At 62.7% G+C, this 18,124-nt stretch carries 23 protein-coding genes; 2 read left to right on the top strand and 21 right to left on the bottom strand.

What is annotated here, in order from left to right:
• Positions 1-12: 12 nt before the first annotated feature.
• The 21 genes from ACWF8S_RS04675 to ACWF8S_RS04775 form a co-directional block, all read right to left on the bottom strand.
• Complete coding sequence (locus tag ACWF8S_RS04675) at positions 13-357, bottom strand: phage tail assembly protein (protein ID WP_447555683.1); 345 nt, start codon at positions 355-357, stop codon at positions 13-15.
• A gap of 61 nt (positions 358-418) precedes the next feature.
• Positions 419-925, bottom strand: coding sequence for a phage major tail tube protein (locus tag ACWF8S_RS04680; RefSeq protein ID WP_447555684.1), 507 nt, complete (start codon positions 923-925; stop codon positions 419-421).
• 40 nt (positions 926-965) lie between these two features.
• Positions 966-2,135, bottom strand: coding sequence for a phage tail sheath protein (locus tag ACWF8S_RS04685; RefSeq protein ID WP_447555685.1), 1,170 nt, complete (start codon positions 2,133-2,135; stop codon positions 966-968).
• A gap of 159 nt (positions 2,136-2,294) precedes the next feature.
• Positions 2,295-2,816: a hypothetical protein gene (locus ACWF8S_RS04690; RefSeq protein ID WP_447555686.1), complete on the bottom strand. Its 522-nt coding sequence runs from the start codon at positions 2,814-2,816 to the stop codon at positions 2,295-2,297.
• A 69-nt stretch (positions 2,817-2,885) separates the two neighbouring features.
• Complete coding sequence (locus tag ACWF8S_RS04695; RefSeq protein ID WP_447555687.1) at positions 2,886-4,913, bottom strand: Lcl domain-containing protein; 2,028 nt, start codon at positions 4,911-4,913, stop codon at positions 2,886-2,888.
• A gap of 8 nt (positions 4,914-4,921) precedes the next feature.
• On the bottom strand, positions 4,922-5,281 hold the full coding sequence (locus ACWF8S_RS04700) for a hypothetical protein (protein ID WP_447555689.1): 360 nt from the start codon (positions 5,279-5,281) through the stop codon (positions 4,922-4,924).
• On the bottom strand, positions 5,278-6,366 hold the full coding sequence (locus ACWF8S_RS04705; RefSeq protein ID WP_447555690.1) for a phage tail protein I: 1,089 nt from the start codon (positions 6,364-6,366) through the stop codon (positions 5,278-5,280). The genes ACWF8S_RS04700 and ACWF8S_RS04705 overlap by 4 nt, the downstream gene beginning before the upstream one ends.
• Positions 6,359-7,264, bottom strand: coding sequence for a baseplate assembly protein (locus ACWF8S_RS04710; protein ID WP_447555691.1), 906 nt, complete (start codon positions 7,262-7,264; stop codon positions 6,359-6,361). Before ACWF8S_RS04710 ends, ACWF8S_RS04705 begins: the two co-directional genes overlap by 8 nt.
• Positions 7,261-7,599 (bottom strand): GPW/gp25 family protein, encoded by a 339-nt coding sequence (locus tag ACWF8S_RS04715; protein WP_447555692.1) that lies wholly within the window; start codon positions 7,597-7,599, stop codon positions 7,261-7,263. Before ACWF8S_RS04715 ends, ACWF8S_RS04710 begins: the two co-directional genes overlap by 4 nt.
• Entirely contained in the window at positions 7,599-8,207 is a 609-nt protein-coding gene (locus ACWF8S_RS04720) for a phage baseplate assembly protein V (protein WP_447555693.1), read from the bottom strand. Before ACWF8S_RS04720 ends, ACWF8S_RS04715 begins: the two co-directional genes overlap by 1 nt.
• Positions 8,208-8,230: 23 nt before the next feature.
• Positions 8,231-8,686, bottom strand: coding sequence for a phage virion morphogenesis protein (locus ACWF8S_RS04725; RefSeq protein WP_447555694.1), 456 nt, complete (start codon positions 8,684-8,686; stop codon positions 8,231-8,233).
• Positions 8,683-9,168 (bottom strand): phage tail protein, encoded by a 486-nt coding sequence (locus ACWF8S_RS04730; RefSeq protein ID WP_447555695.1) that lies wholly within the window; start codon positions 9,166-9,168, stop codon positions 8,683-8,685. The genes ACWF8S_RS04725 and ACWF8S_RS04730 overlap by 4 nt, the downstream gene beginning before the upstream one ends.
• A gap of 84 nt (positions 9,169-9,252) precedes the next feature.
• Positions 9,253-9,636: a hypothetical protein gene (locus tag ACWF8S_RS04735; protein WP_447555696.1), complete on the bottom strand. Its 384-nt coding sequence runs from the start codon at positions 9,634-9,636 to the stop codon at positions 9,253-9,255.
• Positions 9,633-10,445 carry an N-acetylmuramidase domain-containing protein gene (locus ACWF8S_RS04740; protein ID WP_447555697.1) on the bottom strand — a complete coding sequence of 271 codons (813 nt, stop codon included), beginning with the start codon at positions 10,443-10,445 and terminating at the stop codon, positions 9,633-9,635. Before ACWF8S_RS04740 ends, ACWF8S_RS04735 begins: the two co-directional genes overlap by 4 nt.
• Positions 10,445-10,717: a phage holin family protein gene (locus ACWF8S_RS04745; RefSeq protein ID WP_447555698.1), complete on the bottom strand. Its 273-nt coding sequence runs from the start codon at positions 10,715-10,717 to the stop codon at positions 10,445-10,447. The genes ACWF8S_RS04740 and ACWF8S_RS04745 overlap by 1 nt, the downstream gene beginning before the upstream one ends.
• The gene (locus ACWF8S_RS04750; RefSeq protein WP_447555699.1) at positions 10,717-11,058 is read right to left on the bottom strand and encodes a putative holin; all 342 of its coding nucleotides are present in this window, start codon (positions 11,056-11,058) and stop codon (positions 10,717-10,719) included. Before ACWF8S_RS04750 ends, ACWF8S_RS04745 begins: the two co-directional genes overlap by 1 nt.
• 14 nt (positions 11,059-11,072) lie before the next feature.
• Positions 11,073-11,288: a tail protein X gene (locus ACWF8S_RS04755; protein ID WP_447555700.1), complete on the bottom strand. Its 216-nt coding sequence runs from the start codon at positions 11,286-11,288 to the stop codon at positions 11,073-11,075.
• Positions 11,285-11,746 (bottom strand): head completion/stabilization protein, encoded by a 462-nt coding sequence (locus ACWF8S_RS04760; RefSeq protein WP_447555701.1) that lies wholly within the window; start codon positions 11,744-11,746, stop codon positions 11,285-11,287. Before ACWF8S_RS04760 ends, ACWF8S_RS04755 begins: the two co-directional genes overlap by 4 nt.
• A gap of 104 nt (positions 11,747-11,850) precedes the next feature.
• Complete coding sequence (gene gpM / locus ACWF8S_RS04765) at positions 11,851-12,531, bottom strand: phage terminase small subunit (RefSeq protein WP_447555702.1); 681 nt, start codon at positions 12,529-12,531, stop codon at positions 11,851-11,853.
• Positions 12,531-13,535 (bottom strand): phage major capsid protein, P2 family, encoded by a 1,005-nt coding sequence (locus tag ACWF8S_RS04770; RefSeq protein ID WP_447555703.1) that lies wholly within the window; start codon positions 13,533-13,535, stop codon positions 12,531-12,533. Before ACWF8S_RS04770 ends, gpM begins: the two co-directional genes overlap by 1 nt.
• A 48-nt stretch (positions 13,536-13,583) precedes the next feature.
• Positions 13,584-14,393, bottom strand: a complete 810-nt coding sequence (locus ACWF8S_RS04775; RefSeq protein WP_447555704.1) for a GPO family capsid scaffolding protein — start codon at positions 14,391-14,393, stop codon at positions 13,584-13,586.
• 144 nt (positions 14,394-14,537) lie between these two features.
• Between ACWF8S_RS04775 and ACWF8S_RS04780 the strand changes: the two genes are divergently transcribed.
• The gene (locus ACWF8S_RS04780) at positions 14,538-16,328 is read left to right on the top strand and encodes a terminase large subunit domain-containing protein (RefSeq protein WP_447555705.1); all 1,791 of its coding nucleotides are present in this window, start codon (positions 14,538-14,540) and stop codon (positions 16,326-16,328) included.
• Positions 16,325-17,389 carry a phage portal protein gene (locus ACWF8S_RS04785; protein WP_447555706.1) on the top strand — a complete coding sequence of 355 codons (1,065 nt, stop codon included), beginning with the start codon at positions 16,325-16,327 and terminating at the stop codon, positions 17,387-17,389. The genes ACWF8S_RS04780 and ACWF8S_RS04785 overlap by 4 nt, the downstream gene beginning before the upstream one ends.
• Positions 17,390-18,124: the final 735 nt, after the last annotated feature.

Raw genomic sequence — 18,124 nt, forward strand, 5'->3', positions numbered from 1 at the left:
ACTCGGGGAGGCTTACGCTTCTACGTCCTTGAGTTTCTTTGGGATCAAAAAACCGTTGAGCGCCTGGCCCAGCTGAATGAGGTCAACGATATCGAGCGTGCGCGCTTCGGCCTCGGTGATCGCCGGGGTGGTGATGCGCGGCAGCACTTTTTGAAGGGCGGTGACATCGAAATTCATGATGTCGACGAGCGAGATACCGCGCATGCCGCCGGACATGGGTTTGCGCACGGTGAGCTCTTTTACTTCGGTCTTGCCGCGCTTGAGCGGGGTTTCGAGTTCGACGATCTCGGTGGGCACGCCCGGGGCGGGGGCGGTGACTTCTTCGGCGGCGATCTGGTTTTCGGTCTTCTCGGTCATGGTCTTTTCCTATAGCTGCGTTTGGTTTGGCCGCCGGGGCGGCCGGTAGGAGTGAAGTGGATTAAACGCCGAGGGCTTGGCGTCGCTGGGCGAGGCGGTCTTCGCCGCGCACGTTGAACACGTAGCCGGGGACATCGCGCTCGATGATGGTTTCGCCATCGACCACCAGCTTGAAATAGCTGAGCGTGGTGGTGATCGAGATCTGGTTGTTGTCGCCTTTGCTCGCGTCACCCATCGAGATGGTCTTGTGACGGCCGCGCATGACGATCTCGACTGGTACGATGTCGCCGGTTTCGTCGGATTCGTAAGAGCCGGTGAAGCGCAGCATGGCCGCGTCGTGGATGGGGCTGCCGTAGGTGTCGAAGATATCGACGATCATGCCGCCGGCGGTCCACTCGAAGGTTTGCAGCTCGTTGCCGTGATCAACCTCGATGGGGCCGTCCATCCCGCCGCCTTCGTACTCGACCATGCGGCGGGCGAGCTCGGGGAGGGTCAGCTCGGGGATCTGGCCCTGGTAGTTATTGCCGTCTCCGAAGAGGATAAAGTCCTTGAGGATCTTGGGTAGCATTCTGGTAGCTCCTGGTAGTGCGCTCGCTCAGTCGCGGCGGTTAGGCGGCGACGCGGTCGGCGAAGTCGGCGAGGTAGCGGTCGGTGATGCGCTGCTGGAACGTGAGGTTCTCGAGCGGCGGTACCGGTGTGTAGTCGTAGTCGATGTAGAGCTTGCCGCTCTTGAGCACTTCGGGGCTGTTCAGGGTTTCGTCGAGCCAGGCGGAACCGCCGAGGATGTAGCCCTGGCGGGTGAGCTCGCGGAACTTGGCGTTGACGCCTTCGATGATGTCGCGCACCAGTGAAGGGTGCATCGGTTTGTCGATGGCCCAGAGGTGGGCGGCGGCGATGGTGTCGGCGAGTACCTGGGCGGTGCGGGTGTAAGACTCGAACGCGAAGAGCGGGTCGGCGCTGCAGGTACGCGAGCCCCAGAAGCGGAAGCCTGACTTGTTGATCAGCGTGGTGATGTCGGCTTCGTTGAGATAGCCCGCGTCGGTGGCCGGGTCTTGCAGATCCCAGCTTAGGTCTTTGGTGATACCGGTCACGCCATTGACTGGCATGTTTGAGAGGGTTTTGTGCCAGCCGATTTGATTATCGAGCTTGGCGCGGTGGCCGAGCGCCTTGGCGACGGCGGAGAGCGGGCGGGTTTCTTCGGCGTCGACGTCGAAGGCCTGGAAGTTGGGCCAGAGGATCATGACTTCGCGCTGGCCGAAGCCTTCGCGGTACATATTGGCTTCTTCTTTCGTTTCGCAGCCGTAGGCGCTGGCATACACGAACGCGCGCAGCTGCTGGGCGATGCCGGCGAGCTCAGAGGTCACGCTTTCGTTGTCGAGTTCAGGCACGCCGAGGATGCGGGGTTTTACGCCGAGTTTGGTTTCGGCGGCGGTGAGCGCTTGCATGCCGAGTTTCTGGCCGGTGTCGCTGACGCCGCCGATGATGTTGGCGGTGGTGGCGGCCTCGTCTTCGCCTTCTTCAATGCGGACCACGACGCAGACCGCGCGGGCTTCCGAGACGATGGCGTTCAGCGTGCGGCGCAGCGTGCCACCTGCGCCGGCGTTGCCGATGGCGGCGTAGAGGTCGGTGACGAGCACCGGGGTGTTCAGCGGGAACGCGGTTTCGTCGGCCGCCGGGGCGGTGGCCACGATGCCGATCACGGCGGTGGACACGGTGCGAATGGGGCGCGTGCCTTCGTTGATCTCGACGACGCGGACGCCGTGATGGTAGTCGGACATTGGGGCTTGTCTCCTGCGCAGGTTCAAGCGGGGTTCTGGTTTGGCGTTCTCAAAGGGCCATGGTGTGCTGGGTTCGCGCGGGAGGGTAGTGGCGGGCGTTGTGCGAGGGGTGCTGGACAGAAAGGCAATGAAAAGCCCGCCGGGTGGCGGGCTGATTCTCTAGGCCTGAATATCGTCGGCGACCTCAAACAGCTCATCGACCTGTTCGTCGGTGAGTTCGAGGCGCTTCTGCCATGCGGCGACCGTCGGTGAGTCGCGGCGGAATTCCTGGGCTTTCTCGAACGCGAGGCGGTGGATGCGGGGCGTCTCCGGGTCGGCCATCATTACTTCGACCTGGTCCAAGTATCCGCCAGCGTCCAGCGCGGCGAACGCCTGGAACGACGTGACTACCATTGCGGCACGCGCTTTATCGATCTCACGCTGGGCGTTGGTTTCTTGCCACTCGGCCACCTCGGCCGCGAGCCGGTCGTGCTCTTCTTGATCAATTAGTGTCATGCCGGGCGTCAGCGGCGTACTCGCTGGCAACGTGCCAATGATGGTCGCTGGTGTCACGCGGCGATCCACGGTCGTGACGGTAAGGTGGGAGCTCGGCAGTGCCGGACCGTGGCGAAGCGGCGCCTCGTTGGCGGGACGGCTGTCCTGGGCGTCCACGTAGTAGGCGGTGACATATTTGATGCTCATTTAGTGTTCCTCATGATCTTCGATTACCCATAAGCTGCTAGAAGTTAACGGCTTATGCCTTCGCGTTGGCTAAAGAGCGATCCGCCTGACGGCGCGAACTTGAAAGTTACCATCCTTGACAGGGCGGGCCTGAGTGCCGGTGTCGAAGTACTGGTACCAGGCGTAGCTGGCATCAAGCTCTGTGCTTGACCAGTAGCGTGTGGCCGAGAAGGCGTCTTCGTTGCTGCTCTGAAAGTTCGCCACTTGGGTTTGCGCTGGCGATGCTGACGTATAACCAGTTCCCGGCGGGCGCGAATTAACGTTCGTACCGTGAGTCACGTCGTCACCTCCGAAGCCATGGGTCACGCGCGTCCTGGTGTCGTTGCCCTGAGTCGTAGGCTTGAAGTTGCGATAGATCACCTCGAGTTCGTCGCGGCTCGGCAAATACCAGTCTTTATGGCCATTCAGGCCCTCACCGGCATTGCAGGTATCTTCGATCCAGCGAAACGCAGGGAATGCGCTCAGGCTGCGCTTGGCGAGAATAGCATTGTGGTTTGCGCGACCGTCGGCCAGCGTCATCGGCGGAACGCCGGGCGATCCACTCACCAAAGTGCGAACGGGGCCCCATTTCATTGTGCCGTAGCCCATCACCACGCTGTCACCGCCGCCGTCGGAGACGATCAGCCCGTACTTATGGCCGTCGTAGTCCGAGACGATCGTGCCGGCGACGTAGCCGCCGCCATACGGCGCGCCGATTTCTGCCTCGAAGTCGGGCACGAAGGTGACGTCGGTCGTGAAGCGTGTGGCGGCGCCCCAGGCCGAGTCGCCGAAGGCTTCGCCGTGGTGTCGGGGTTCGATCGTGTATTGCCGGGCGCCCGGCTGTAGCACGCCCGCGGGCACGTCGATCTTGTCGAGGCGAGTCGAGCGGTCGAGCTGCCAAACCACGGCGCCGCTGGCGTCTTTGATACGCAGTGACGTGGCCACATGGGTGTCGGTGCCGTTGATCACGCTGAACTCGCTGAGCTCGATTACCGGCTGTTCGGGCACGTTCGTTGTACTTGCTGCCGGGCTGACGACGGTCGGCGCCTCAACGTAGGTGCTCGCTGTGCTAAAGCGCGTTCGCGCCGAGCGCTGACCCCATTCGCCCTCGACGTTCTTGTCCTGGTACTGCCATTCGTGGCTCGCACCGATCTCTACGGGCTGTCCGACTGCGTGGGAGATTGCCGGCTCGCTGCCGCTTGCCAGCTCGTCGGCCTCATAGATCGGGGAATCGCCGCCGGCTTCGAATACCCAGAAGCGGCGGCGCTCTTGCGGTACGCCATAGAGCGGGTAGTAGGCGCCGCCGGTCAGCGCTGGCGTGGCGGTGACGCCGGTCGCGCCGTCGGCGGGCTCGACGTTTCCGGGGCGACGGGTTACGCCGATAGGCAGCGCGGTGATGACGGCTACCCGGCTGACGGCACCGGACACGCGCAAGCGCTCGACGTTGCTGGGAATGTCCCAGCTGCCGTCCGGGCGCTGGGCGAGGGTTTGCCACGCGCTGCCGGTCCAGTGGCGGGCGCTCAGGTCGTCGCCCTGGGCGTGCAGGTGCGCGCCGCGCTCCATGTCTTGCAGCGCCGGGGTGACATACTCGGTGGGCGCGATACGGCTAAGCTCCGAGCCGGGGGCAACGGTGCTTAGCAACGTGGCCACTAGCGTGATGCGGTTCGCTGACAGCACCCGAGCGACACGCACGGTCTGGATATTTCCTGCGTCGTTTATGAAATAGTGCTGGCCCGGCTCTACGCCCTCGGTGGTTTCGAGGTCAATGGAATCATCGCCGCCTACCGCGCTATTAATGACGAATGATGGCACTTGCTCGCGACGCTCGACGAACACGCGCTGGGCGCCGTATTCGACCAGGGCGTCGAGTCGGTCAGACATATTAATCGGGTCGCTGCCGAGAATGTCGTCGACCTGCTGGCGAGTGGCCTGGATGGCCGTTCTCAACCACTGGTCATTATTCAGCAGCGCCAGATTTTGGGGGTTCCACGTATCCGGGTGGGCCGGGTCTTGTTCGCTGATCGCGCGCAGGGTATCGCTGAACTGCGGCTGTTCGCTCGGGCTTAGGTAGTCCGCCATGGTGCCTCCTAGAACTGTAGTGTGAGGGTGGTTTCGATCTCGGTACCCGGCTCGAGCTCGAGCGGGCGGAAGGCGCGACGCCCGGCGAGATCGCCGTCGCTGTCGATGATGGCGATCTCGCGCACGGCGTGACCCTGTACATCCTCGCCTTGGAGCGTGGCCAGCACGGTCAGCAGCGTGCCCCGGGCAGTTGCGCTATCCACCGGCTGGCGATGCACTTCAGCGCCGAGGGCGCGGTCCTCGTCGCTGGCCGGGTCGCCATTGGTGCCCCAGGCGGCGTGCGTAATGCTTGGCGGCGCGGTGCCGGCCGCGACGGCGGCGGCGATTTTGCCGCGAAACTGTTTGTTTGCGGGAATGACGTCGCTCATAGGCGTACCTCTGTTCTGATGCGGCGGTCTCGGATGACTGCGCGGGCGGTCGTGCCGATCGCGGGGGTGGTGATCTGGGCGCCCAGCGCGCGGGCACCATTGAGAGCAGGGCGGCGGCGCTGGGTGAGGCGGCCCACGCTCAGCGACCAGCGGCCATCGAGGTTACGGTGGCCGTCGACGATCTCGTCCAGGTGCCAGGTGCCGTCGAGCCGGTCGGTGATGGTTTCGCTCAGGGTCCAGTGATTCGTGCTCGAGGATTGTGTGCCCATGGCGGTGTGCTGTTTGACGCGCAGGCCCACCGTTCCCCAGCCCTGGTTGAGCAGGTCGCCTACCGGGCGCTTGCCGGTGAGTGGCCAGCTGGCATCGAGGCGGGCGGCGCCGTCGAGCCGGCGCGGCACGTACTGGCCCGACAGGGAGTGACAGCCGGTGAGCAGCCGGGCGCGGTGGATCTGCTCACCGCGGCAGGCGACGAATTTCTGGCGAGTGCGGATCTCCGGCGCCGACAGCCACACGCGGGCGTCGAACTCGGCGGCGTAACGGTAAATCAGGGCGATCAGCTCCGAGCGCACCGGCGCGGCGGCTTCGACGCGCTGACGCAGCCGGCGTTGGCTGCGCGCGGTAAACGGGGCGTCGCTGATGTTGAACGCGAGAGCGTATTGCGCCCAGTGGGTCGTGACGACCCGGGGCGCTTGGTCGACGCGCAGCGAACGGCCATCGAGTGGCCAACTGCCGTCGAGTAGCAGGCCGCCGGCGGCGAGCCATTTTTCGCGCTGGCCAGTGTGCTCGAGCAATTCGACGTCGCGGTATCCGAGCACCTCGAGGGCGCGCTTGACCGCCCACACGGTGCCGCGCTTGCGGCGAATGGGGATCGCTTCGGTGATCGCATCGCGTTTTTGCTGCTCTTCCCACTGGTCGTCCCAGTCATCGACGCCCACTGCCCAAGCGAGCCATGGCAGCATGTGCGCGGGCTGCTCCTGTGCATTCCAGACGACGGCCAGCGGCGCATCGGCGCGCTCGATCAGCGCGTCGGCCGCTTCGATGCGTCGCTCGAGGGGGGTGGCGTTGGGTGGGAGTAGGCTAGTCACTGATGGCTACCTCGACGCCGGCGCAGTAGGGCGCTTCGCTTTCATCGCCGCCGATATCGCGGGCGGGCGATGTCATCGTGACGCGCTCGACGCCCGGCACGTAGAGGCGTGACGCGAGGGCGCCTGCAACAACGACCTCGCCGAGGGCGTGCCTTTGGTCGACGTACTCGCGCGCGGCGGTGATGGCCTGCTCGCGCACGACGTCGGCATCGGGGCCGCTTCGCACCTCGAGCGTGGCCGCGACCGTGAATTTGAGCACCGTGGCACTGGTCACGCGTACGGTATCGGTCAGGGGGCGCACGTCGTCGGCGCTCAGCGCGTCCTGCACCCTGGATGTGAGCGCGGGCACGGCTTCGCCGGTGCCTTCGCGCGCGAGCACGAACACCTGGACCAGCCCGGGCAGAGGCCGGTTAACGGCGGCATCCTTGACCTCCGGGTCAGCGCTCAGGGCGTAATAGCGGTAGGCGCCGCGCCCGCCGGCGGTGCTGAATGCGTCGTGGGCCAGCAGTATACGGCGCAGGTAGTCGGCGTTGCTTTCCATGACCGCGGCTGTGGGCGGTGTGGCATCGGGCCGGGCGGGCGTGAGCGTGAGGCGCTCGGTCATGTAGTACGTGACGCCGATGTGGTCAAGCTCGGCGCCCTTGGCATAGGCGAGCATCATCGCGCGGGCGCGCTCGTTATGTCGCTGTCGCAAAATCATTTCGCGGTAGGCGGACTCTTGCAGGAACTTAACCAGCGGCTCGCTTTCGAGCTGCAGCACGTCGCGCAGGGCCGGCCGCTCGGCGTCGGGGGTTAGCTCGATGAGGCGCGCCTTGCGGTCATCGAGCAGCTGCTCGTAGTCGAGCGGATCGATGATCGTCGGGGCTGGCAGTTTCGAGAGATCGATGGGCGTGTTCATGCGAGAGGGATTCCTATGCTCAGCGGCTCGCCGCTTGGGGTCTTGCCAATCAGCTCGATCGCCGCGGTGCCCGGGCGCGTGGCGTCGATGCTTCCCTGTGTGCCAGTAATCTGGATTCTCGGTTCCCAGCGCGATACCGCGATGACGGTTGCGGCGTAGACCTGCATGAGTAGGGCGTCACTCAGTGGGCGGTCGAGCAGCTCGGGGACGAGGCTGCCGTAGTCGCGGCGCATGATGCGCGAGCCGATGGGGGTCGTGATGATGTCGGCGATGCTTTGGCGGATGTGCTCGAGGCCGTCCAGGCGCTGGCCGGTTTGGGCGTTCATTCCGGGCATTAGGTGGGCACTCCTGTATTGCCCGGGCCGGACTGGATGCCGCCGTGGGTGTGGTCGCTGCCGACGTTTTTGCCGTTGTGGGTTTTGGTGCCGCCGGTTTGTGTATCGCTGCCTTTGCGCTGCAGGTCGCCGGTGTGGGCGATGTTGCCGTGCCACTGCGTGCCGCCGGGGGCGTGGATCTCGATGGAGCCGGGGAGGTTGATGCGTAGCACGCTGTTGGCGTGGTCGTACTCGAACAGGCCGCCGTCGGGAAATAGACGGCTGATGACGCCGGGGGCGTTGCTGGGCGGCGGCGCGCTGAGCTGAAACAGGCTGGCCATGGCGAAGGCGTTGGCCGTGTCGCCGCCGGGCGAGAACAGTACGCACTGTTCGCCCACGGTGGGCGGGCTCCAGTCGCGCGTGGCCCCGGCGCGGGGCGTGACCCACGGCACCCAAGCGGTTAGTAGTTCGCCGGATTTGATGCGCACACGGGCGCTTTCGTGATCGACCAGGGCGACTGAGCCCAAGCGGATAACGTTTTCAATCAGGCGGAGTAGTTCGGCGGCGTTGTTCATGGGGCCATGCTGCAAGGCTTTCGCGCGGGTGGGTAGCGGCGGGCGTTGTGCCACGCGGGTATGACAAATGCGGGTGATTAGCCGAGTGGTGTCAGGTGGTGGAGTACGCTGTTAGCGATGCGGTTTCGGTCGGTGGCGGTGATGCCGACGAGCTCGCGGCGGGCGTATTGGTGCATAGGGCCGCCGCGCTCGACGCGATCACGTAGGCCGTAATGGTGGACGCGGGCAATTTTGGCGACGCGGCCGGTGAACTGGACCGCCGCTTCGTCGGCGCTGGTTTTGATGCGCAGGTGCTTGGCGGTGCGCAGCCTGGTGAACATGGCTTTGCGGCGGACCTGGCCGCGCCGGCCGCGTAGTTCGGTGCGGGGCTCGAACGGGGTGCCGTCCGGGTTGGTCTGGGCTTTGATGCGCTCGCGATTTGAGACGCGCAGGTCGCGGGCGACGTTGCGGGCGAGGACGCGGCGATCTTTCGGGGTGAGCTTGTCGATCAGCGGCGTGAGCCAGCTTTCGAGCGGTTGTAGTTCGTCGCTCATTCGGCGGTTTCCCATTCGGCGGCGAGGGTGTAGTCGGCGTCGCCGGGGTGCTTGATGTTCAGCTGCCAGTGCTTCGCCGGGCATGCGTCGGCGGGGTAGGCGGGCATGCGGTGTTCTGAGTCGATGCGGCCGGTTTCGCAGTTGACTCGGGCGACGACACGCTCGGTGAGGCGCACGGTCAGCGCGAGATCCCAGTGGGTGTTGTTGAGAATTTCGGCTTCGATCTGCACTGCTTCGTCTTCGACGAGATCCGGCTGGTAGGTGTTGAGCCACTGGAGTAGCGGGATCATGACGGTATCGAGGGAGCCGGTGTAGTCGGTGATCAGAATTTGAGCATCGACGGTGTATTGGTGACTCAGGTTGGTACCGCGCGCGAATTTGATCTTGCCGTCGTTGACGAACGTGTGGAGCTGCTCGGGGTTACGGGCCAGCTCGGGGATCGCGTTCAACAGGTGTTGGCGTAGGGATTGGAGTTTGATCATTCGAGGCTGCCCACTAGTCCGTTATGGCGGGTTGCACACTCGTGGTACTGACTCGCCCAAGCGCTCATGGTGAGCGCGACGTCTTCACCGGTTCCGGTGGTGAGCAGGGGCAGCACGCTGGGACAGCGTTGCATCAAATTCTGTTGACTCGGGTCGGGTACCGGCGGCGGCGTGGTTGAGCATGCGGATAGCGTCAGGCTCAAGGCACACGCGCTGATAAATCGGTTTTTGAATTTCACGAATGATTCCCCTATCGATGATCCGCTCGTTGGCTGTGAGCTCGGCGAGGCGCGTTTCGACGTTGGCGGCGATCTCGGACTCACGGGCGAGCCCGGCGGCGATGGCTTTTCGAGCGGCGCGCTCGGCGGTGAGCTGGTGGCTTTCGTTTTGCCAGTTCGAGACTTGCCAGCCGGCGGTGAAGGTGATGGCCAGCGCGGCGGCGCTGGCCAGGAGGTACAGGCGGTTCATGCTGCGAGCCTCATGCCTTGGTCATGACGGCGGTAGGCGGCGGCCAGCTTGGTGTCGTAGTCGTTCGCGGCGTAGTTGGGGCCGTTGTAGCGGCGGGCAAAGTCGGCCCAATCGTGTCGGCGCAGCGCGGCATGAATCGCGCGGTCGGCTTCGATGAAGCGGACGAAGGCATCGAGCTGGGCCGCTTCGCTGGCTGCCATGCTCACGGCATATTGCGCGGCGGATTCGTAGCCGAGGTTTTTCCAGTGGAATCCCATGATCTGGAACAGGCCCCAGCTGGCGGACTCGATCGCGGCGGCATAGTGGATCTTTGCGGCGCGTTCGCGGCGGTCGTGCTCGCGATAGCCCCCGATGTAGCCGCCGGGGCTCGCGTTGACGATATCGGGCTGGGCGCGCTGGTAGGGCACCGGGTTGACGCCGTGGTGTTGCAACTGGCGACGCATGATATGCCGCTCGAACAGGATGACCGGCTGGCCGTTACGGGGGCCGCCGATATGGAAGCCTTTGCCACGGCTTTCGACTTCGTTCACGGCCATGACGGCGGCGAGCTCGACGCCCAGCCGCTCGGCGGCGTTGACCAGATCGATCTGGCGAAGCACGCGGGTATCACGTTGGCCGTTTAACGCGCTACGGGTTTTGGGTCCGGCGATGCCGTCGGCGACCAGGCCTTGGGTACGCTGGTAATTGCGCACCGCGTTTTCGGTTTTCGGGCCGAAGTGGCCGTCAACGCTGATCGCGTAGCCCGCCTTATTGAGTTCGCGCTGTAGCGCAGTGACGCTTGGGCCAATAGAGCCTTGTCGTAACAGCATTAGAGCCTCCGTAGGGGGCGGATAAGGTGGGCGACGTTGCCGCCGGTGCGAAGTAGGCCGATGGCCAATGCGACCAGGGTCATGGCTATGATCCAGCGCGCTGGGTCACCGGGTGCTGGGCCAAAAATGGCGAGGCACGTTGTGGCCACGACGATGAGCCACGCTGCCAGCGCGATGCCCGGGCGGTAGCGGCCGTCACGCCGGCGGAACGTCAGTAGCCGGATAACGACGACGAGCGCGGCGGTGATCGTGATCAGGTAGGTAATGCTCATTAGCGCCCCCCTAGCCATTTTTTTAGGTCGAGCGTTTTTACTCCTTCGATTGCTCGTAGCCCTGCGGTGACCGAAACGGCCGCGGCGATGAATGCCGAGACGGCGGAGTGCTCCAGCATGCTGCTGAGCGTTGCCGGGCCGCCGAGGTAGCCGATCCAGAAGGAAATGAACAGGTAAACGAGACGTTCGATGATGCCGAGTTCTTTCGCGCTCATTACAAAGAGCGTGGCGCCGCAAAAGGCGCCGACGACGGCGTTCGCGTCGATGCCTGGCAACGTGCCGATCACCAACGCGGCGAGCGATGCGGTACCGGCGGCAACGGCGGTTGATGGTTCGGCCATGTGATCCCCTTTTCTCAGCTCCAGAGCTGAATTTTTGGTTTTTTGGTTTCGCGGGTGTCCGGTGGCGGCGGTAGCGTGACCGGGGTTCCCTCATTGAGCACCGGGCCCTGGTCGGCCAAGTGCGGGTTCATCTGTAGCGTCTGCTCGGTGATCGCGGCGGTTTTGCCGTACACGCGATAGAGCAGGGCGTCGAGCGTCTCGCCCTGGCGGGCGTGAACGGTGCGGTTCATATCAGCTCGACGGTGGTGTGGTTGCGGCCGATGAGTTCGGCGACGGCCTCGCGGGCGTCGGCGCGGTAGTCGTCCGCCGCCAGATCCTTGGCTTCGCCGCGTTCGTCTCCCTTGCCCGTTGCTGAGTGGTCGCGGTAGCGCTCGAGTAGGTCGGCCTGGGCCTGTGCGTAGACGGCGCGGGTGTAGAGCAATTCGAGATCGCCGGGGGATTGCCAGGGCTCGGGTGGTATTGCGTCCCAAGCCATGCGGCCGGCGTGCTGGTGTTCGTACTGGTAGTCAGCCAACTGGCGGTTGATATCGGCCATGGCGGCGCGCAGTGACTTGCGAACACGCACGTCGGTAACGCTTTGCACGCGCTCTTCGTCTCGAAAATCGTTCGGGTCGATATCGGGCCAAAAGCCGTTGTTGATGATGGGCTCCAGCCCGGAACTGGGGGCGTGGGTGCCACTGGAGATCATGCTGGCCACCTTTGAAAAAAGAAGGGGGTGGACCGCTTCGCGCGAGGCTTAAAGCCCTTGCTTGGCGGTGCCCCCTTGCCGTCGGGGTGCGACTCGGTTGGCGGTCAGGCGTTGGCCTGATCGCCCTGTTTTTTGAGCTCTCGCTCGATCTGCTGGATGTCCTGCTTGACGCCGATTCGTTCATTCAGCGCGAGGGCTTCTTTCAGCTGAGCCAGCGCGCCTTCGAAGTCTTCGGCGGCGCGCAGGGCGTAGCCGTAGCTCTTGTGCAACTTGGCTTTGATCTGGTCGTGCATGTCGTGCTCGCCGACGGTGGCCACGGTGCGGGCCATGACGTTTGCGAGGGCGTCGGCGTCGGCACCTTCTTTCTCGAGCTGGGCCTTGACGCCTTCGGCGATCTCCTCGGCGAGGATGCTGACGGTGTCGCGGTCGTACTGGTCGGGCGTGTCGAGGTCGTGCTTCACGGCGTAGGTTCCGATTTCGAGGGCTTTGTCGAACTCGCCGATGTCGATGCACCAGATCATGAGCGTCATGAGCACGTCATCTTTCGCGCCGTTACCTTCGGCGAGTACGCCGTCGACGTAGGGCAGGTAGTCCGGCAGTAGCTCGCGCTTTTTCTCTATCTTGGCCGCTACCGACTTGATGGCTTTGAGCGTGCGGCGGGCTTCCCAGAGCGCGGCGGCGTGGAGCTCGAATTGCTGTCCGCGCTGTTGCTCACCGGGGGTGGCGGCCCCCGCCGCGTTTGCGGCGGAGACTCGTTCGAAGTGCTTGCGGGCGGGGCTTTTCATTATTCGCCCCCTTGCCCGGCTTCTTCGATGCCTTCGACCAAACAGCCGAAGCCGTAGTCCTCAACGACGTAATCGTCGTTGCTGGATTCGTAGTTCTCGATACGGTTGCGGCGCGGGTTGTCAAGCACATAGCGGCGGCGGCTACCGAGCTGCCAGTAGAGCGACAGGTTGGCCAACGAGGTGATCATGACGGCGCCATCGGGCACGAACGGGGCGCGTACTGCCTGGAGGCCGCCGACGCGTTTCTGGCTGATGATCAGATCCATCGCGCGTGCTTCGGTCGGGGTTTCGGCGTGCGCTTGAATCAGCGGGAAATACTTATCGGCCAGCATCTTGCGGCCCATGATCGCGACGAGGTCAGTGTCCTCACGGTACCAGGGGTCGATCATCTCGTTGACGGCGTCGAACACCAGGGCATCGAGGTTTGCGTAGTCGCCGCCGGCGCCAACTTTCACGCCTTTGAGTACACGCTTAGCGGCGTGCTCGCGGTACTTCTGCAACCAGCCCTTATTGACGTCTTCAAGCATCGGGTTAGCGGCGCGGTCGGTTTCGATGGCCGCTTTTTCCCCGTTGAAGCCGATCATGATGCGATCCAGCGCTTGGCGTTTCAAAATGGCGTTGCGTAGGCGGGCTTGGAAATCAGGGAATCGTGCCCAGGCGTCCAGCTGTGCCCAGCGAATGTGGGTGTCGAACTCGGTGCTTACGCATTCGTAGCTCTCAGCCGTCAGCTCGGCCACATCGCGAGTCTGACGGTCTTTCTGCTCGACGTTCGTACGTCCGGCGATGGGGCCGGAGACGCCGAGGCCGACTTTCTGGCCCTTGATCTCGTCAACGCCGACCATGTTGATACGGCTCAGAAACTCGCTGGACTCTTGCATGCGGGTTTCGAGCGTCTGCTGTACGCCGGGCGTGACGTTGAACTGTTCGCTGGTGTTCTCAACGCCGTTCAGCTGGGCGAGCTGGCTCTTGAAGGCGTTAAAGGCTTTACGTGTATCGTTGCGCATTGATGTTCCCTTGAGTATTGGACGGTGGCGGCTGAATGGCGGCCGGCGTTAGCAGTCGGTGAGTTCGCCGCCGCCGCCGGTAGCCGGTTTGCGCGTCGAGGTGTCCGGTTCGTTGTCCAGCTTCGTGTAGAGCTCGTCGAAGCGTTTTTGCAGGGCGGTGTGATCGGCCTGCAGCTGGCTGAACGCGGCGGCCGTCGGGCGCTTTTCGAGATCGGCATTCAGGGCGTCGTGCCGCTTGGCGAATTCCTCGAACGCGCTCTTGATGTCGGCGCCAAAGGCTTCGAAGCCCTTGTTGGTTTTAGCGTCTTGGCGGCTGAACAGGTTTTTGACGAAATCGCCGATGCCCGGCTTGGGCGGCTCTTCTTCTGTGAAGTCGAGGTCGGCTTCTACGGCTTCCGAGAAAAGGTTTTCGGCGTGTTGCTTGCGGGCGGCCAGCGGGGAGGCGGTGCCTTGGCCACGGCTGAATGTGAGCATTTCGGTACCCAGCGAGGCCGGGGTGTCCGTGACGCCAAGCCCTTCGAGATAGGCCTCGCCGGTGTCGGCGAATTTCGGGTTCACTTCGATGCTGGTGTAAACCTTCTGGCGACGCTTGTTAATTTCTTTCAGCTGCTCGGTAGGCTCGATTTCAGCGAACAGGGCGATCTTGCCGTCTTCCACGTCGCGAGCTTCGAGCGATAGCACATCGCCCAGGGCGTTAAAAACGCTGTCCGCCGTCATGCCACGAATGTGTTCCATCCAGACGCGGGCACCGTACTTTTTGCGGTCGTAGTTGGCGGCCATCTGGGTGATCCAGTCGCGCTGGATCTCGCGGCCGTCGGTGGTTGCGCCTTCGGTGGCGACGCGGAAAAACTTGGACATGGTGGGCTTCCTGAGCGGGTGGCGGTTCGATAGCGCTCAGGTTCCGCGTGTAGCGCGATAGTCTCAACGGGCGGGCGTTGTGCGAGTTTCCTAAGACAAATAGGGGCAGGCGAGTGCATCGCGCGCGGCGGGTACGCTGGCGGCATGACGAAAACCGCCCCCGACCCAATACCCAGCGCCGAAGAATCGCCGCGCATGACCGCCCGCCACCTGTATTGGCAGGGGTGGCGAGTTGCGCGTATTGCCGAACATATCGGCGAGAAGCCGGCCACCGTGCACAGCTGGAAGGCGCGCGACCGGTGGGAAGATAAGACCCCGACCGAGCGCGTGGAGTACACGATCGAGGCGCGTCTGGTTCAGCTGGTGTCGAAGCAGAAAAAGGAGCCGGTCGACTACAAAGAGATCGACTTGCTTGGGCGGCAAATGGAGCGGCTGGCCAGGGTTCGCAAATACGACGAAACCGGCAACGAGGCCGACCTCAATCCGAACATCGAGGCCCGGAACGCGGGGCCGAAGAAAAAACCGCGGCGCAATGCGCTGGACGAAGAGCAGATCGAGGCGCTGGAGGCGGCGTTTCTCGATTCGCTGTTCGAGTACCAGGCGGTTTGGCACCAGGCGGGGCAGAAACACCGCATTCGCAACATCCTCAAGTCTAGGCAGATCGGCGCCACCTGGTATTTCGCTCGTGAGGCTATCGTCGATGCGTTCAAGAACGGGCGGAACAAGATTTTCCTTTCCGCTTCGCGCGCCCAGGCGCACATCTTCCGTAATTACATCGTGCAATTCGTCAAAGAGACGTGCGATGTCGAACTGAAAGGCGACCCAATCGTTTTGGATAATGGGGCGGAGCTCCATTTTCTGGGTACCAATAGCAAAACCGCCCAGGGCTACCACGGCGACGTCTACCTCGATGAGTATTTCTGGATTCATCGGTTTGCCGAGTTCCGTAAGGTCACCTCGGGCATGGCCATGCACAAGAAGTGGCGGCAGACGTATTTTTCGACACCGTCGAGCGTTGGCCATGAAGGCTATCCGTTCTGGAATGGCGACCTGTTTAACAAGCGGCGCAAGAAGAGCGAGCGGGCCGAGTTCGATGTCAGCCATGAGGCACTGAAAGACGGAAAGCTGTGCCCGGATGGGCACTGGCGGCAGATCGTTACGGTGCTGGATGCGATGGAGGGCGGGTGTGATCTGTTCGACCTGGAACAGCTGCGCCTCGAGTACTCGCCGGAGGAATTCGACAATCTGCTGATGTGCGGGTTTGTCGATGACAGTCAAAGCGCGTTCCCGCTGGCCACGATGAAAGCGTGCATGGTCGATAGCTGGGAAGTTTGGGACGACTACCGGCCCTACGCGCCGCGGCCGGTGGGTGATCGCGAGGTGTGGATCGGGTACGACCCGACCGGGCAGGGCGAGGACGGCGACGGCGCCGGGCTAGTGGTTGTGCTGCCCGCTCGCTCGAGCGAGGAAAAACACCGGGTGCTCGAGCGGCATCGGCTCAAGGGGCAGGACTACGAAGCCCAAGCGATGTTCATCGAGTCGTTCACCGAGAAATACAACATTGCCCATATCGGTATCGATACTACTGGCATCGGTGGGGCGGTCGCGGAGTACGTCGAGAAGTGGTTCCCCACCGTGGTGCGGTATCGCTACGACGTCTCCCTCAAAACCAGCATGGTGCTGCAGGCCCAACAGATCATGCGCAAAGACCGGCTGGAGTTCGACGCGGGTTGGTCGGATCTTGCCGCGTCGTTTATGGCCATCAAAAAAGAGCTGACCGGGTCCGGTCGGCAATTCACCTATGTTTCAGGTCGCAGCAAAGCGACCGGCCACGCGGATCTCGCGTGGGCGACGATGCACGCCTTACATTTTGAGCCTATCGATGGCCCGGCTACCGAAGGTTCTGGAAAATCCATCATGGAGATTTACGAATGACGACGACTGCGACCGCAGATAAACCGCGCCACCGCGTGTATGCCTACGAGACTGAGAAGGCCGCCCCGGCGGCGGCCGCCGATAGTGGTCGGATGGAGGCGTTTACGTTCGGCGACCCGGAACCGGTCACGTCAATGCGGGATGTTTGGTATGAGGGCGTTTGGCTGACGCCGGATGAGTGGTACGAGCCACCCATCCCGCTGAGCATTCTGTCAAAGAGCTATCGGGCGACGCCGCATCATGGGAGCGCGATGCAGGTTAAGCGGAACATTCTGTTGAAAACGTTCATTCCGCACCCGCTGTTAAGCCGGCGCACGTTCGCTGCGCTGGCTCTCGACTACCTGGTATTTGGTAACGGGTATCTTGAAGAAGTGCGGGGCAGGCTTGGGCGTCGGTTGGGCTTGCAGCATCGCAGCGCTAAATACATGCGCCGGGGCGATAATGACCGCTACTGGTGGCACCCCAACTACATGGAGCGGACGGAGCTGCCCGCCGGGCGCACGATCCATCTACTCGAGCCCGACATCGACCAGACCATCTACGGTGTGCCGGACTATCTGGGCAGCCTGCAAAGCGCTTGGCTCAACGAATCCGCTACCTTGTTCCGTCGACGGTACTACCTGAACGGCAGTCACGCCGGGTTCATCATGTACGTAAACGACCCGGCCCACGATCAGAAAGATATCGATGACATGCGCAAGGCGCTGAAGCAGAGCAAGGGGCCGGGCAACTTCCGGAACCTGTTTCTCTACTCGCCCCGGGGCAAGAAAGACGGCGTGCAGATCATCCCGGTGTCGGAAGTGGCGGCGAAGGACGAGTTTGCCGCGATCAAGAACATCACTCGAGACGATCAGCTGGCCGGGCACCGCATACCGCCACAGCTCATGGGCATTATTCCCCAGAATACTGGCGGGTTTGGCGACATCGAGAAGGCGGCTCGGGTGTTCGTGGCCAACGAGCTCGAGCCGATCCAGGCGATCTTCAAAGAGATCAACGAGCACGTCGGCGAGGAGGTCGTAAGGTTCGAGCCGTACCGGCTGGACGACCCCAACGCCAACTAACCCCGATTGGTAACAGAAGCCGCCCAAGAAGGCGGCTTTTTTCTGTCTGGCACAACGCTTCGCTATCCGACGACGACCCAAGCCGCGCTATCGTCACCCCGCCCCGCCCGCGCGCTAAAAGTGGTGTTTTTTATGCAGTATTGCCACAGGGGCTCAGGCCGCGTCGTTGCTGGGCGGAAAGGTGGTTATAAGGAGTGTTATTTTTATGCGTTTTCATGCGGAATTATGCAGATTTACATAATCGGAAGCATCTTCACCGTGGTTGCAAATAAAACAGCGCCTCGAAGGCGCTGGGGAAAAAATTATAATGTGACAATTTTGGTATTTGGTCTTTATAGAAGTCTTAACCGCGGGAGTTAGTTCCAATCCATCATAGGGGCCACCGAGAACCGGCGGCCTTGGTCTGCGCTATTTCCGTTCGTTAAATCAGTCATTTAGATAATTTCTTTAGCTGTATAAAAATACAGCTATAATGGTGTTGTGTGCTTGAAAATGTACTCTGAGTGTACCCAGCAGAGACGAATTCAAAATCATCAGTAGCATGGTACACAGCAGGTGCTTTTCAGGGACGTAAAGAGATTTGGCGGCTATTGTACGGAAGAAAGGGGAGCGCTCCCAGAGCCAGCGCCGAGCTACAGTGACATGGAAGAAGTCGTCAAGCGTCTAATGGCGTTTCTAAGCGCATAATTGAGACCAAAGACCAGTGCTAATGCGATGGTGTGTAGGTTTTTGCTG

The organism is Vreelandella xerophytica (assembly GCF_968048975.1).

What these genes read in the sequence shown, in the direction of transcription:
- ACWF8S_RS04675 (WP_447555683.1), bottom strand. Translation starts at nt 357, where the DNA reads ATGACCGAGAAGACCGAAAACCAGATCGCCGCCGAAGAAGTCACCGCC.
- ACWF8S_RS04680 (WP_447555684.1), bottom strand. Translation starts at nt 925, where the DNA reads ATGCTACCCAAGATCCTCAAGGACTTTATCCTCTTCGGAGACGGCAAT.
- ACWF8S_RS04685 (WP_447555685.1), bottom strand. Translation starts at nt 2,135, where the DNA reads ATGTCCGACTACCATCACGGCGTCCGCGTCGTCGAGATCAACGAAGGC.
- ACWF8S_RS04690 (WP_447555686.1), bottom strand. Translation starts at nt 2,816, where the DNA reads ATGAGCATCAAATATGTCACCGCCTACTACGTGGACGCCCAGGACAGC.
- ACWF8S_RS04695 (WP_447555687.1), bottom strand. Translation starts at nt 4,913, where the DNA reads ATGGCGGACTACCTAAGCCCGAGCGAACAGCCGCAGTTCAGCGATACC.
- ACWF8S_RS04700 (WP_447555689.1), bottom strand. Translation starts at nt 5,281, where the DNA reads ATGAGCGACGTCATTCCCGCAAACAAACAGTTTCGCGGCAAAATCGCC.
- ACWF8S_RS04710 (WP_447555691.1), bottom strand. Translation starts at nt 7,264, where the DNA reads ATGAACACGCCCATCGATCTCTCGAAACTGCCAGCCCCGACGATCATC.
- ACWF8S_RS04715 (WP_447555692.1), bottom strand. Translation starts at nt 7,599, where the DNA reads ATGCCCGGAATGAACGCCCAAACCGGCCAGCGCCTGGACGGCCTCGAG.
- ACWF8S_RS04725 (WP_447555694.1), bottom strand. Translation starts at nt 8,686, where the DNA reads ATGAGCGACGAACTACAACCGCTCGAAAGCTGGCTCACGCCGCTGATC.
- ACWF8S_RS04730 (WP_447555695.1), bottom strand. Translation starts at nt 9,168, where the DNA reads ATGATCAAACTCCAATCCCTACGCCAACACCTGTTGAACGCGATCCCC.
- ACWF8S_RS04735 (WP_447555696.1), bottom strand. Translation starts at nt 9,636, where the DNA reads ATGAACCGCCTGTACCTCCTGGCCAGCGCCGCCGCGCTGGCCATCACC.
- ACWF8S_RS04740 (WP_447555697.1), bottom strand. Translation starts at nt 10,445, where the DNA reads ATGCTGTTACGACAAGGCTCTATTGGCCCAAGCGTCACTGCGCTACAG.
- ACWF8S_RS04745 (WP_447555698.1), bottom strand. Translation starts at nt 10,717, where the DNA reads ATGAGCATTACCTACCTGATCACGATCACCGCCGCGCTCGTCGTCGTT.
- ACWF8S_RS04750 (WP_447555699.1), bottom strand. Translation starts at nt 11,058, where the DNA reads ATGGCCGAACCATCAACCGCCGTTGCCGCCGGTACCGCATCGCTCGCC.
- ACWF8S_RS04755 (WP_447555700.1), bottom strand. Translation starts at nt 11,288, where the DNA reads ATGAACCGCACCGTTCACGCCCGCCAGGGCGAGACGCTCGACGCCCTG.
- ACWF8S_RS04760 (WP_447555701.1), bottom strand. Translation starts at nt 11,746, where the DNA reads ATGATCTCCAGTGGCACCCACGCCCCCAGTTCCGGGCTGGAGCCCATC.
- gpM (WP_447555702.1), bottom strand. Translation starts at nt 12,531, where the DNA reads ATGAAAAGCCCCGCCCGCAAGCACTTCGAACGAGTCTCCGCCGCAAAC.
- ACWF8S_RS04770 (WP_447555703.1), bottom strand. Translation starts at nt 13,535, where the DNA reads ATGCGCAACGATACACGTAAAGCCTTTAACGCCTTCAAGAGCCAGCTC.
- ACWF8S_RS04775 (WP_447555704.1), bottom strand. Translation starts at nt 14,393, where the DNA reads ATGTCCAAGTTTTTCCGCGTCGCCACCGAAGGCGCAACCACCGACGGC.
- ACWF8S_RS04780 (WP_447555705.1), top strand. Translation starts at nt 14,538, where the DNA reads ATGACGAAAACCGCCCCCGACCCAATACCCAGCGCCGAAGAATCGCCG.
- ACWF8S_RS04785 (WP_447555706.1), top strand. Translation starts at nt 16,325, where the DNA reads ATGACGACGACTGCGACCGCAGATAAACCGCGCCACCGCGTGTATGCC.